The organism is Flavonifractor sp. An100, from assembly GCF_002161175.1.
Lineage (GTDB): Bacteria > Bacillota > Clostridia > Oscillospirales > Oscillospiraceae > Lawsonibacter.
The window spans coordinates 76,644-89,579 of record NZ_NFMA01000005.1 but is presented as its reverse complement, the minus strand read 5'-3'; the positions used below and the strand labels follow the sequence as shown (position 1 = coordinate 89,579).

13 protein-coding genes are annotated in these 12,936 nt (G+C 55.0%); 10 read left to right on the top strand and 3 right to left on the bottom strand.

Annotation, left to right across the window (positions count from 1 at the left end):
- Positions 1-57: 57 nt before the first annotated feature.
- The 3 genes from B5E43_RS04590 to B5E43_RS04580 form a co-directional block, all read right to left on the bottom strand.
- Positions 58-990: a DUF4179 domain-containing protein gene (locus B5E43_RS04590; protein WP_087394072.1), complete on the bottom strand. Its 933-nt coding sequence runs from the start codon at positions 988-990 to the stop codon at positions 58-60.
- A gap of 85 nt (positions 991-1,075) precedes the next feature.
- Positions 1,076-1,549 (bottom strand): sigma-70 family RNA polymerase sigma factor, encoded by a 474-nt coding sequence (locus B5E43_RS04585; RefSeq protein WP_087394070.1) that lies wholly within the window; start codon positions 1,547-1,549, stop codon positions 1,076-1,078.
- Between the two features lie 123 nt (positions 1,550-1,672).
- Positions 1,673-2,869 carry an acetate kinase gene (locus B5E43_RS04580; RefSeq protein WP_087394069.1) on the bottom strand — a complete coding sequence of 399 codons (1,197 nt, stop codon included), beginning with the start codon at positions 2,867-2,869 and terminating at the stop codon, positions 1,673-1,675.
- 161 nt (positions 2,870-3,030) lie between these two features.
- Here B5E43_RS04580 and B5E43_RS04575 point away from each other — a divergent pair, with 161 nt between their 5' ends.
- The 10 genes from B5E43_RS04575 to B5E43_RS04530 all read left to right on the top strand — a co-directional run bounded on the left by B5E43_RS04575 (position 3,031) and on the right by B5E43_RS04530 (position 12,926).
- A complete protein-coding gene (locus tag B5E43_RS04575; RefSeq protein ID WP_242964711.1) occupies positions 3,031-4,311 on the top strand; it encodes a nucleotidyltransferase family protein in 1,281 nt (426 codons plus the stop codon).
- Between the two features lies 1 nt (position 4,312).
- Positions 4,313-5,422, top strand: coding sequence for a DUF3810 domain-containing protein (locus tag B5E43_RS04570; RefSeq protein ID WP_087394065.1), 1,110 nt, complete (start codon positions 4,313-4,315; stop codon positions 5,420-5,422).
- Positions 5,423-5,489: 67 nt separating this feature from the next.
- The gene (locus B5E43_RS04565) at positions 5,490-5,903 is read left to right on the top strand and encodes a ribonuclease III domain-containing protein (RefSeq protein WP_087394063.1); all 414 of its coding nucleotides are present in this window, start codon (positions 5,490-5,492) and stop codon (positions 5,901-5,903) included.
- A gap of 42 nt (positions 5,904-5,945) precedes the next feature.
- On the top strand, positions 5,946-7,709 hold the full coding sequence (locus tag B5E43_RS04560; RefSeq protein ID WP_087394061.1) for an NFACT RNA binding domain-containing protein: 1,764 nt from the start codon (positions 5,946-5,948) through the stop codon (positions 7,707-7,709).
- Positions 7,710-7,982: 273 nt separating this feature from the next.
- Positions 7,983-8,954 (top strand): cell wall hydrolase, encoded by a 972-nt coding sequence (locus B5E43_RS04555; protein ID WP_087394059.1) that lies wholly within the window; start codon positions 7,983-7,985, stop codon positions 8,952-8,954.
- Between the two features lie 180 nt (positions 8,955-9,134).
- Positions 9,135-9,644, top strand: a complete 510-nt coding sequence (gene nusB, locus B5E43_RS04550; RefSeq protein WP_087394056.1) for a transcription antitermination factor NusB — start codon at positions 9,135-9,137, stop codon at positions 9,642-9,644.
- Between the two features lie 2 nt (positions 9,645-9,646).
- Complete coding sequence (locus B5E43_RS04545; protein WP_087394054.1) at positions 9,647-10,585, top strand: DNA-binding protein; 939 nt, start codon at positions 9,647-9,649, stop codon at positions 10,583-10,585.
- Complete coding sequence (gene xseA / locus B5E43_RS04540) at positions 10,582-11,778, top strand: exodeoxyribonuclease VII large subunit (RefSeq protein WP_087394052.1); 1,197 nt, start codon at positions 10,582-10,584, stop codon at positions 11,776-11,778. Before B5E43_RS04545 ends, xseA begins: the two co-directional genes overlap by 4 nt.
- Positions 11,779-11,806: 28 nt before the next feature.
- Positions 11,807-12,046: an exodeoxyribonuclease VII small subunit gene (gene xseB, locus B5E43_RS04535; protein ID WP_087394050.1), complete on the top strand. Its 240-nt coding sequence runs from the start codon at positions 11,807-11,809 to the stop codon at positions 12,044-12,046.
- A gap of 1 nt (position 12,047) precedes the next feature.
- Positions 12,048-12,926, top strand: a complete 879-nt coding sequence (locus B5E43_RS04530; protein WP_087394049.1) for a polyprenyl synthetase family protein — start codon at positions 12,048-12,050, stop codon at positions 12,924-12,926.
- Positions 12,927-12,936: the final 10 nt, after the last annotated feature.

Genomic DNA, 12,936 nt, shown 5'->3' with positions numbered 1-12,936 from the left:
TTGTCAACGCTGTCAGGCCAAAGGAAAACCGCCCCATCAACGATGGGACGGCTTTCTTTACGGTATCGGAATTTCTGTATCGCCAAAGCGAACCGCTGCAGCCAAAGTGAGGTCCACCGGCACGCTCCACTGGTGGGTACACCGGAAGGTATCCTCAGTCAATTTCGAGCCAAAACCATTTGCCCCTGGAATTTCTGTTCCGTCCAACTGGACCAGCACAGGGAAAAAGTCGGGGAACTGGCCGTCTGCAAAGGTCTGGTCATAGGTAATTCCGGTGCTGGAGACCTGAATGTTGGTGAAGGTCCCCTCAAACACCTCTTCAGAGAAGTAATCTGTCACATATGCCTGGATATCGGAGAGATGGATAGGGGGAGGAATTTGTGTGCGGTCCAGAACAGCCTGGAAGCTCCACACACCATCCGCCAGAAGCTGGTAGTCATCCCCACTCCCTCGGCAGAGATTGGTCAGGGTAAGGGTAATCTGCAGCGGGGCCGGATCGAAAGAAGAGCCATCCTCAGCGGTATATTGGTGTTCCACCAAAAACAAAGACCGCCCCTCCTCATCGGTTCCCTGGGTGCTCCAACCACAACCACCTATTCCCTGAAGCTGAGATGCAGGGTCAGGGGATATTTGGACATCAAAATTCTCAAAGCTACATCCCTTTCTGCCAATCCGGTCACGGTCCTCCACCCGTACCAAAAGATAAAACACATCGTCGCCTACCGTGGCGGAATCCAAGGTTACCGTTACCCCATTTACCGTCTGGCTCTGATTGATCTCTTGGCTGAGCCGTTCCACCAAAGCCGATTGCTCCGGAGCCATTGATTGCCCGGTGAGCTGCTGCCAACGCCGGGCAAACAAGCCCTGAATATCTTCTATGTATATGACAGCGGCTACACCGCACCCTAACAGAGCCAGGAGAAGCAGCGCGGCTACCAGTACCCTGGAAACCCGCCGTACGTAGTGTCCGGACTGGGAGGTTGGCCGCATTCCTGCCACCACCTTTTGCACTTGGGGTGAGGGATGAAGGTGTGAGTAAGCGGATTGATAGTGTCTAATCCAGTCGTCCATATTCTTACTCCTCCTTTAACATGGTTTTCAGCTGCTCTCGTCCCCGGGCCAGATGGGTTTGCACGGTAGAAGGCTTTTGTTTGAGAAGGGATGCGATTTCCCCGACCGAGTACCCCTCATAGTAGTAGAGATAGAGGGGGAGGCGGTACTTTTTGGGCAGAGACAAGACAGCGGAGAGGACCTCACGTTCTTCCGGAGGCCGAGCAGGGAGGATGGTCGCCAACTCCTCCAGAGACACGGTGCGGGAACGCCAAGGGGCAGTGAGCAGTCGTTTGGATTCATTTACCGTTACCCGAATCAGCCAGTGCCGGATATGGGCCTCACTTTCAAAGGAAATATGGGCCCGGCATAGGCGGAGCATGGTATTCTGCGTCACATCATCGGCATCCATAGGATGTCGGACGCAGCTGAGAGCAACACGATACACAAAATCCATATACTGTTGAGCCAGAGCAGAAAATTCTTGTTCCGTAGGCATATCTCAGCCTCCTTTTCTGAAAAGGTCTTCTCCTACAATACCCTGCAAACGGCAAAAATATCTCACTGTAGAAAAAACAGGACGGGCACTGCCCGTCCTGTTTTTTCGAGTAGAGAAGTGAAATCAGCCCTTTACAATGGAAGCAGTATCCATGGCGATCATCAGCTCTTCGTTGGTGGGGATGACCAGAGTGCGGACTGTGGCACCCTCAGCAGAAATGTCGATCTCCTGACCGCGGATCTTGTTCTTTTCGGGGTCAATCTTGATGCCCATAAACTCCAGACCAGCGGTGATATTGGCGCGATTGCCGCCGCCGTTTTCGCCTACGCCAGCGGTAAAGATCACGGCGTCCACGCCGCCCATGGCGGCAGCATAGGAACCGATGAGCTTCTTTACACCGTATTCAAAGACCTCAACCGCCAGAGCAGCCTGCTGATTGCCCTGCGCACCAGCGGCCTCCAGATCACGGAAGTCAGAGGAAACACCGGAGATACCCAGTACGCCGGACTTCTTGTTCAGAACATTGAGCATTTCCTTGATGTCCATGTTGTACTTTTTCATCAGGTACTCCATAATGCCGGCATCGATGTCACCAGAACGGGTACCCATGGGCAGGCCAGCCAGGGGGGTAAAGCCCATGGAGGTGTCCACGCTCTTGCCGCCGTCGATGGCAGTCACAGAGGAGCCGTTGCCCAGGTGGCAGGAGATCAGCTTCAACTGCTCCATGGGCTTACCCAGCATGGCAGCAGCCCGCTGAGAGACATACTTGTGGCTAGTTCCGTGGAAGCCGTAGCGGCGAACCTTGTCCTGGGTGTAGTAGGAGTAGGGCAGGGCATAGGTGTAGGCCACAGGGGGCATGGTCTGATGGAAGGCGGTGTCAAACACAGCCACCATGGGGGTGCCGGGCATGAGAGCCTGGCAGGCCTTAATGCCAATGATGTTAGCGGGGTTATGCAGGGGAGCCAGGGGATTGCACTCCTCGATGGCAGCCATCACCTCGTCGGTAATGAGGACGGACTTGGCAAACTTCTCGCCGCCGTGGACCACACGGTGTCCCACAGCGTCAATCTCCTTCATAGAGCCGATTACGCCGTTCTTCTCATCCACCAGGGCATTCAGCACAGCCTGAATGGCCTCGGAGTGGGTGGGCATGGCCACGTCGGCCTCCTTGATGGCCTCCTTGCCGGCAGGCTTATAAGTAAACTTGCCGTCAATCCCAATACGCTCACACAGACCCTTGGCCAGGACCTCCTGGGTTTCGGGGTTGAGCAGCTGATACTTCAAAGAAGAGCTGCCGGCATTGATGACCAGAATGTTCATGGGAATCAATCTCCTTCGCAAATCAAAATTTACAATCTGACGGTTGTCTTAACTGTGGGAACACGGTACAATAAGACACATCCCGTTTCTGTTATTTTAGCGCTTTTTCCCGGTTTGGACAACCGCTTTTTGAGAAAAACATAAAAAATCTTTCCGGAGAGGTGATTGCCTTGCACGTGGCCGGGATTGTTGCAGAATATAACCCCTTTCACACGGGTCACGCCTATCAAATCGCCCAGACAAAGGCTGCGTTTCCGGGCGACTGCGCCGTAGTAGCCGTTATGAGTGGGAACTGGGTACAGCAGACTCACTGCGCTGTTGCGGATAAATGGCGGCGCGCCCAAATCGCTCTGATGGGCGGAGTGGACCTGGTGCTGGAGCTGCCCACTGTCTGGGCTACGGCATCGGCAGAGTCCTTTGCCTGGGGGGCGGTGTCTCTGCTCCATGGAACCGGGGTGGTGGACGTACTCTCCTTTGGAAGCGAGTACGGGGAGGTGGGGCCGCTGGAACAGGTGGCCGCCTGTCTGGACCGACCGGACTGTCAGGAGCGGCTGCATACCTTGATTGGACAGGGAATGTCTATGGCGTCTGCCCGGGAGAGCGCAGTACGAGAGCAAATTGGGTGGGAAGGAAAACTACTTGCTACCCCGAACAACAACCTGGGAATTGAATATATACGTGCCCTTCGGCGGCTGGACAGTCCCATCACACCGATGACCGTACGCCGGGAGGGAGCGGGACACAATGTCCTCCTCGCCCCACAGGAGATGACACAACCAAATTCCACAGGTTCAAAAGCACGGTCCTTTGTCTCCGCTACACAGCTCAGGGAATGCTTGTCTCAGGGGCTGTGGTCCCAAGCGGAACCCTATTTTGTTCCTGGGGAACGAGGAATATTGGAGCAGGGTGGAGAGCTTCCATCCCTGGTGCAGATTGAACGGGCTATGCTGGCCCGTGTGCGAACCATGAGCCAGACCGACTGGGCCGGCCTGCCGGATTCGGGCGGAGAGGAGGGGCTGACTCAGCGCTTGGAACGGGCCGGACGGCAATGCGTCTCCATGGAGGATTTTTACCAGCAGGTGAAGACAAAACGCTATACCCATGCCCGCATACGCAGGCTGGCGCTGTGGGCCTATCTTGGGATTAGGGCTCAGGATATCCCAGCTCAACCGCCCTATCTGCGTGCGTTGGCCTTTAACAGCCGGGGGCGTGAGTTGCTGCGCGCCATGAAGGAGCGGGCTCAGCTGCCCATTGTGACGAAACCGGCCCACGCCCAGAAGCTGGAGCAGGCGGGACAAGCTCTTTTTTCTTTGGAAAGCCGGTGTACGGATTTATACGATCTGTGCTTTCCATCGGTGGTTAAACCTGGGAGGGAATGGACCACCGGGCCGGTGATAATGGTGGTAGAACGGAAAGACGCCATGGAGACGACAGGAGGTTGACATGAAATACCTGAGGACACAGCGGCCGGTTTGGGGCCTGGCCATTGCTATGGTGGTTCCATTGGCACTGTGCGGTCTGTTTTATGGGTTAAAGGGGAACCAAGCGGTGATGGACACCTGGGTCTTTCAGGTGATGGGGCCCTTGGAGCAGGGACTGGGACGTTTCTGGTCGGTTGCACCCTTTTCCGTTATGGAAGTGATGATCGCCCTATTTTTCCTGGGAAATCTCCTTTGGCTCATACGGGCGTTTGTCTATCTATGGCGGGAACGAAACGGGGTTATGCTGCTTCGGCAGCTGTTGACACTGGCAGCGGTATGGCTGTGGCTGTGGTGTGCTTTTTGTTGGCTGTGGAACGCGGCTTATTATTCCTCCAGTTTTGCGCAGCGAAGCGGGTTGGAGGACCAGCCCCACTCGGTGGAGGAGCTCGCCCTGGTGACGGATTGGTTTGCCCAGCAGGCGGCTGCTTTGGCAGACCAGGTCCCGCGAGACGGTGACGGTCAATTTCTGCGGGATCAGGCTTCCTGGTTTGAAACCGGTTTAACGGTCTACGACCAATTGGAGGAAACCTTTCCCTGTCTGGAGATGAAATCAGTAAAAGCAAAGCCTCTGGTTTGTTCCCGCCTTCAGAGCATTCTGGGATTTACTGGCATGTATTTTCCCTTTACAGGAGAAGCCAATGTTAATGTTGACGCCCCCGCTTGCCTGATCCCTGCCACCATCGCCCATGAGATGTCCCATCAGCGTATGGTGGCCTCTGAGCTGGAGGCAAATTTTGTAGGAATTGCCGCCTGCCTGTCCTGTGACGATGTGGTGTTTCAATATTCCGGCTATCTCATGGGTCTGATCCAGTTGTGTAACGCTTTATATCCCGTGGCGCCGGAGGCGTGGAGCGAAATTGCCCAGACCTGGTTCACCCCGTCCCTTTCCCTTGATTGGAACACCAATAATGCCTACTGGAACGCGCTGGAGTCTCCGGTTGAGGAAGCGGCGGAGCAAGCTTATGATACCTTCCTGAAAGGGCAGGGCCAGGAGCTGGGAATACAGTCCTATGGGGCCTGTGTGGACCTGTTGGTTACTTACTACTATGACCAGGCATTGGGAACTGAATGAGTACCCTTGTACCATTGGAAAAAATATGGTATGATCAAGGTCCTGATTTTTTGTGGGAGGCCAGGATATGACAGATTATTTTCATTTATCCATCGACCGGGATAGGCTGTTGAACCTGTCCAGTCTGGGGCTGGCCCATCTGGGTGACAGTGTATTTGAAGTGATGGTGCGCTCCTGGCTGTGCCTGCATGGAACGGCCAAGGCAAAGGACCTGCACCGTGCCACGGTGCGCTATGTGTCAGCACCCGCCCAGGCCGCGGCCATGGAGCGCCTTCGGCCCCATTTGAGCCCGGAGGAGGAGGAGGTATTTCGCCGCGGCCGAAATACGGCCCCTCATTCGGTTCCAAAAGCGGCCAGCCGGGGAGAATATCAGATCGCTACCGGTATGGAGGCCCTGTTTGGGTGGTTGTATCTTCAGGGCCGGACGGAGCGTCTCAATGAGCTGTTTGCTCTGGTCATGGAGGAAGGAACGACGACCTGACAAGGATTTTCCGACAGAAGGAAATTTCGGAGGTGATTGCCCATGCCCTTGGACGCACTGTGTCTATCGGGACTGGTGGGGGAATTAAAAGGAGCCCTGGAAGGGGCGAAAATCGATAAGATATATCAGCCGGGGCGGGATGAGGTGGTTATGGCGCTTCGGAGCTCCGGGGGCAACGTCCGCCTGCTGCTCTCCGCCAGTCCCAACCATCCCCGCCCCCAATTGACGGAACTGACGCTGGAAAACCCCGACAAGCCCCCCATGTTTTGTATGCTTCTTCGGAAACACCTGACAGGGGCCCGGGTACTGGACGTGACCCAGCCCCACCTGGAACGGCTGGTGGAGTTTCGGTTGGAGGCGCTGGACGAGCTGGGAGATCGGGTAGAACGAAAATTGGTATTGGAGGTCATGGGGCGCCGCGCCAATTTGATCTTGTTGGATGGTGCGGGGCGGATTATTGATTGCCTGCGCCGGGTAGACGCCGATATGTCCTCTCAACGCCAAGTGTTACCGGGATTGTTTTACCATTTACCCCCTGCTTTGGACAAAGCTGACCCCACTGAGGTGGATCAGGAGGTATGGAACCAGCTCTGGCAAGCCGCCCCCGGGGAAGCCCGTGCGGACCGCTGGCTGCTGGATACCTTTGCAGGACTGTCCCCTTTGATCTGCCGGGAACTGGTACAGCGCTCATTTGGAGCGGTGGATGTGACAATTGGCGAGTTAGGAGCAGAGGGAGGCTGGCGGCTGGCCCAACAGGTAGGTCTGCTGATGGAGCAGGTAACAAGTGGAAATTTTGTTCCCACCATGCTTCTTTTGGATGGTACACCCAAAGATTTTACGTTCTTGCCCATCACACAATATGACACTGCTATGGAGCAGCGGGAATTTCCCTCCTTCTCCAAGCTATTGGACTGTTTTTATGAGCAGCGGGAGAGTCTGGAACGGGTCAAGCAGAAGGGACAGGATTTGATTCGCTCAGTGACCAACGCTCGGGACCGTACCGCTCGCAAGATCGGGAATCAGGAGCGGGAGCTTGCTGCCACTAAGGATCGAGAGCAGCTGCGCCAATTTGGGGACATTATTACCTCAAATCTCCATGTCATGGAGAAAGGAATGTCCCGTCTGCGGGCGATAAACTTCTACGATCCCGAAGGTGGTGAGGTAGACATCCCCCTGGATCCGCTGCGTACCCCACAACAAAATGCAGCGAAATATTATAAAGAGTACACCAAGGCAAAAACAGCAGAAGAAATGCTCACCATTCAGCTGGAAAAGAGCCGGCAGGATCTGGATTACCTAAATAGTGTACTGGAGAACATCACCTTGGCGGAAGGGGAGCGGGATCTCCAGGAAATCCGGCAGGAGCTGACGGAGACCGGCTATCTGCGCCGGCAGTCCAAGACCAAGGACCGGGGCAAGCGACTTTCCTCCAAGCCCATGGAGTTTCGCTCCACAGCGGGACTGCGAATATCCGTGGGAAAAAACAATCTACAAAATGATTGGCTCACCTGTAAGCAGGCGTATAAAAGCGATATTTGGTTTCACACCCAAAAAATTCACGGTTCTCATGTGATCCTCTGGACCGAGGGAGCCCAGCCAGATTTGAAGAGCTTAAATGAAGCGGCTTGCCTTGCGGCGTGGTTCTCCCAGGGGAGGGATTCGGGAAAAGTCGCTGTGGACTATACCCCGGTAAAGTATGTAAAAAAGCCGGCTGGAGCCCGGCCGGGCATGGTAATCTATACAACTTATGAAACCGCCTGGGTTACTCCAGACGGAGAGTTGGCAAAGCGTCTGCGAGTCAGGTAAGGAGGCAAACAACCCCAAGCAACGAAACGAGCGTCTCCCTGTGCACAGGGAGACGCTTTTTGTTTCCCCTTGTAAAAATAGGCTGAAAAGGGGAGAAATTGGGCAAAATGCTAAACAATTCAGACAAAATACACAAGATTAACCGGGCAAGTCTGGGCACTATTGCCCTTGAATCAGGAGAGTCTATTGGTTACAATATGGTAACAAAAGTAACAAACAGTTGCTTTTGGTTGTCATAATTATGACAAAATCTGTATCATAGGAGTGTAGACAATGACACGCAAGCTGTTTTCAGTGCTGCTGTGCGCCTTTGCCTTACTCCTCCTGATGGGGGCCGGAATTGCTCCGGAAGACCAGCCGGCCACCCTCTTGGCAGAGGAGGAGAGCGTGAGTGACCAGACCGGTTCCGCGCTTGAGACGGACTCTCAATCTATCGAAGAGATCAGCAGTCAGGCAGTCCCAGCCGCAGTTGGAGCCGATCCGGTTGAATTGGCTCAGACTACGGAGAGTGGACTGCTTATTGATGGGGAATATGCCCCCGCTGAGGTGAACCTGACCCTGCAAGACGGTGTCACCTATGTGGCTTTGGCCACCATAGCCAAGGAACTTGACCAGACTGCTCAAGTTTCTTGGGACAGCGGTTCCGGCACGGTAACCGTCAACACCGGTAAGCTGAGCCTGAGCGCTAAGGTGGGCAATCTTTACCTACAGGCCAACGGCCGCTACCTGTACCTGCCTGAAAAGGTTCAGATGTCCGGCGGTCGGGTCATCGTTCCGCTTTGGGCCGTAGCGAAAGCCTTTGGAGCGTCTATCAATTGGGACGTGTCTAGCGGTGTTGTTACCGTCACGACGGGCAGCGGTGCCATCCAGTCTGGAGATTCCTACTATAACCAGGAAAATCTTTTCTGGCTGTCCCGTATTATTTATGCTGAGAGCGGCAACCAGCCCCTGGAGGGCCAGATGGCCGTGGGCAATGTGGTCATGAACCGAGTTGCCAGCCCCATATACCCCAACACCGTAGAGGGTGTTTTGGCCCAGAAGAATCAGTTCTCTACCTACAAATCCGGTGCACTTGCCAACCGCACCCCCAATGAATCCAGTATCATCGCTGCCAAGCTGGTGCTGGATGGTGGTGAAGTGGAGGAGACCAAGGGTGCCCTGTACTTTGATTCCAATGCCAATAGCTGGGCCGCACGCAACAAAGAATGCGTTGCCGTAATTGGAAACCACAAATTTTACCGCTGAGACCTGTAACATCAGCCGCCATTTGGCGGCTGATGTTTTATTTATCCATGGATTTATTTGCACAGGTTTCATGACTTTTCATTTTTAGGGAAAAAAGGGGTTTCAATTTTGCATATTCATGTATATAATAGAACTACCTTTATGATAGCCGGGCTTTTGCCTGACGGGAGGATATAGAGAATGACAAGAAGCAATGCCCGTGAAATTGCGGTACAGCTGATTTTTTCCCTCAGCTTTGGAGAACGAGATGCCCAATCACTCCTGGAAAGTCAACTCACCCCTGAGCGGTTTCAGGAATTGACCCAGGAGATGCCCCTGTATGCCCAATTTCCCAATGAAAAGCAGCTGCAGTACATCAAAGAAGTCGTTAAAGGTGTATTTGCCCATGGCCCAGAGTTAGACGATTACATCAGCCGCTACGCAGTGGGCTGGTCTTTCTCCCGCATTCCCCGGATGGCCGCTGCAATTATGCGTACCGCCATGTATGAGGTTTTGTACATGCCGGAAATTCCCAACGCCGCAGCCATCAATGAGGCGGTGGAGATCGCGAAGAACTACGAGCCCCAGGAAGTGGTTTCTTTCATCAACGGGATCTTAGGCTCCTTCGTGCGTGCGGAATTTTCCGATACTCCGCCTAAGCCGGAGAAGTCAGCCAGAACAGAATTGGCCGACGGAGAAGGGAAGGACTGACCATGTCTGTCCTAGGGCTGGATACCAGCAATTACACCACTTCTGTGGCAGTGTTCGACGGCTGTTCCGGACAAAATGTAAGCCGACTGCTACAAGTGCGGCCAGGTGAGCTGGGTCTGAGGCAGAGTGATGCGTTGTTCCAGCATGTAAAGCGTTTGCCGGAGTTATTTTCCGCATTGGCGGATGCGGCCGACCTCTCCCAGGTCCAGGCCGTAGGAGCTAGCACCCGCCCCAGGGCGGTGGAGGGCTCCTACATGCCATGCTTTTTAGCAGGAGCATCCCAGGGACGCTGCTTGGCCCAAACACTGTACGTTCCATTTTTTGAGCACTCGCACCAACAGGGCCATTTGGCCGCTGCTGCCTGGTCCGCTGGTAAACTGGAGCTGTTGGACAAGCCCTTTTTAGCCTGGCACCTGTCCGGTGGGACCACAGAACTGCTGAAGGTGGAGCCGGATGGTGTGCGGGTGCAGGCAGAGATCATAGGAGGAACCAGCGATATTTCTGCCGGACAGCTCATTGACCGGGCAGGGGTTTTGCTGGGGCTTTCCTTTCCGGCAGGTAAGGCGCTGGATGAATTGGCCGGGGAGATGTCAGAAAATCAAGGATATCCGGTTAAGCTGAATAAACTGACCTTCTCTCTGTCCGGCATGGAAAATAAAGTGCGCCAGCTGGTCACTTCCGGCTGTCCCAGCCGGGAAGTGGCCGGCTTTGTGTTGGATACTATCGCATCTGTCGTGCTTCGTGCCACCCGAAAGGCCCAGGAGCAATGGCCCGGTCTTCCCGTGCTGTGCTCCGGGGGTGTGGCGTCCAATCGTCGGCTGCGGCAGGTCATGGAACAGGAGTGCGGTGCATTGTTTGCCAAGCCGCAATATTCTACAGACAATGCGATGGGGACCGCCATCTTGACTTGGCGCGCCTGGCAGGAAGGAACCGTATTGTGAGAGAAGATGCCTCCATCCTTACCCCCACACAGGTGGGACAGTATATCAAAACCTTTATGGACCGGGACCGGCTGCTCTCCGGCCTTTTGGTGCGGGGAGAGATTACCAATTATAAGCTCTACCCATCTGGACACCATTACTTTACCCTGAAGGACGGGGAGGGGGCCCTGCGGTGTGTGATGTTCCGTGGGGATGCAGCCTCGCTGCGGTTCCGTCCTCAAAACGGCATGCAGGTGATCGCAGCCGGTCGGGTAACCGTATTCCCCCGGGACGGCCAATATCAGCTTTACTGCGCTAGATTGACTCCAGAGGGGGCGGGAGATCTCCATGTGGCCTTCGAGCAGCTCAAGAAAAAGCTGCTGCGGGAAGGGCTGTTTGACCAGAGTCGTAAGCGCCCCATTCCGCCCTTTCCCAATACAATTGGCTTGATTACCTCCCCTGCGGGGGCGGCTGTTCGGGACATGATCCGGATTTTAGGGGCCCGGTGGCCGATGGCTCAAATTAAGGTGCTTCCTGTCCGTGTTCAGGGGGAAGGAGCGGCAGAAGAAATCGCCGCTGCTATCCAGTGGGCCAATTGGAAGCACGTAGCGGATCTGCTCATCACCGGCCGTGGAGGCGGCTCCATGGAAGACCTGTGGGCCTTTAATGAGGAGATCGTAGCAAGAGCCATCTCCCAATCGGAAATTCCCATTATCTCTGCCGTGGGACATGAGCCGGATGTAACCATTGCGGATTTTGTGGCAGATTTACGGGCGGCAACTCCCTCTAACGCCGCGGAATTGGCTGTCCCGGACCAAAGAAAGCTATATTCGCTGCTCTCTAATGAGGAAAAGCGGCTAGGGCAAGGGATTTCTCATCATTTGCTCCGTTACCGCCAGGTGGTCCAGCGGCTGTCTAAAAGCCGTTCTTTAACCGATCCTTCCTCCTATTTCAGGGACAAGCGGATGCTGCTGGACTACCAGGAAACTCGATTGGCCCACGGCCTTGACCGAAGCGTGTCTGCACAAAAAGAGCGGTTGGGCCGCTTAGCCGCTGCCCTGGATGCCATGAGCCCGCTGAAGGTTTTAGGCCGCGGCTATTCCATCGCCCAGCGTCCGGACGGAGGGATTATCACCTCCGTTCAGACGACACAGCCGGGCGAACCATTTACGCTCCGCCTATCCGATGGTGAGGCTGCGTGTCGGTTTGAATAAAAAACTGTGGCAGAAGTGAGGAACACCTATGGCGACAAAAAAGAAGCTGAATTTTGAAGATTCTATGGCACGTTTGGAGGAGATCGTCTCCCTGCTGGAACGGGGAGATGCCCCTTTGGAGCAAGCCATGGCGCTGTTTGAAGAGGGTGCTAAGCTACTACGTGAATGTACCAAGCAGTTGGATGAGGCGGAGCAAAAGGTGACGCTGCTCACGGCAGGAGAAAATGGCCAGCCGGAAGAGCGGCCATTTCAAGAGGAGAAGGATTGATATGGAAGTGGACTATTCCGCACGTTTTGCCCAGGACCGGATTGAGATTGAGGACTATTTATCTTCCCTCTTTCAAAAGGCCCCGCGATATGCCGACCTCCAGGAGGCGATGGAGTATTCCCTGCTGGCCGGAGGAAAGCGGTTACGTCCAGTGCTGACGCTGGAAACCTGTCGGATGTGTGGAGGGGACCCGCAAAAGGCGCTTCCCTTTGCCTGTGCGGTGGAAATGGTTCACACCTATTCCCTTATTCATGACGATCTGCCCGCCATGGATGATGACGATCTGCGCCGGGGTCGGCCCACCAATCACAAGGTCTATGGCGAGGCAACCGCCATTTTGGCGGGAGACGGCCTGCTCACCGCAGCCTTTGGGCTGCTGGCACAAGCCTCTGTGCCTCCAGAAGCGATTGTAGAGGCGGTGTCGTGCCTGTCTGCTGCCGCTGGTCCATCTGGAATGGTGGGCGGTCAGGTTCTGGATATGGCCGGTGAGGGGAGGGCCCTGACGCGGTCGGAACTAGAGCTGCTCCAAAGCCTAAAGACGGGCGCTTTAATTTGTGCAGCGGCTGAATTGGGATGTATCGCCGCGGGCAGCTCCTCAAACCAGCGGGAGCAGGTTCGCACCTACGCCCAGGCATTGGGACAGGCCTTCCAGGTTCGGGATGATGTGCTGGATGTGACCAGCTCAGAACAGGAGTTGGGAAAGACCATTGGCTCAGACCGCGCCAATGAGAAAAGCACGTTTGTCACAGCCATTGGCTTGGAGGGCTGTGAGGTTCTGATAGAAACCTTGACTCATCAGGCGGTAAGCGCCTTGGATGGATTTGCCCATCCCGAGTTTCATATTTGGCTGGCAGGTCAGATGGCCAGACGGAAACACTAAATCCCCACAG

Bases quoted from the DNA above. Each gene is read 5' to 3' on its own strand.
- B5E43_RS04555 (WP_087394059.1), top strand. From the start codon at position 7,983: ATGACACGCAAGCTGTTTTCAGTGCTGCTGTGCGCCTTTGCCTTACTC.
- xseB (WP_087394050.1), top strand. From the start codon at position 11,807: ATGGCGACAAAAAAGAAGCTGAATTTTGAAGATTCTATGGCACGTTTG.
- nusB (WP_087394056.1), top strand. From the start codon at position 9,135: ATGACAAGAAGCAATGCCCGTGAAATTGCGGTACAGCTGATTTTTTCC.
- B5E43_RS04590 (WP_087394072.1), bottom strand. From the start codon at position 990: ATGCGGCCAACCTCCCAGTCCGGACACTACGTACGGCGGGTTTCCAGG.
- B5E43_RS04560 (WP_087394061.1), top strand. From the start codon at position 5,946: ATGCCCTTGGACGCACTGTGTCTATCGGGACTGGTGGGGGAATTAAAA.
- B5E43_RS04545 (WP_087394054.1), top strand. From the start codon at position 9,647: ATGTCTGTCCTAGGGCTGGATACCAGCAATTACACCACTTCTGTGGCA.
- B5E43_RS04585 (WP_087394070.1), bottom strand. From the start codon at position 1,549: ATGCCTACGGAACAAGAATTTTCTGCTCTGGCTCAACAGTATATGGAT.
- B5E43_RS04565 (WP_087394063.1), top strand. From the start codon at position 5,490: ATGACAGATTATTTTCATTTATCCATCGACCGGGATAGGCTGTTGAAC.
- B5E43_RS04530 (WP_087394049.1), top strand. From the start codon at position 12,048: ATGGAAGTGGACTATTCCGCACGTTTTGCCCAGGACCGGATTGAGATT.
- B5E43_RS04580 (WP_087394069.1), bottom strand. From the start codon at position 2,869: ATGAACATTCTGGTCATCAATGCCGGCAGCTCTTCTTTGAAGTATCAG.
- B5E43_RS04570 (WP_087394065.1), top strand. From the start codon at position 4,313: ATGAAATACCTGAGGACACAGCGGCCGGTTTGGGGCCTGGCCATTGCT.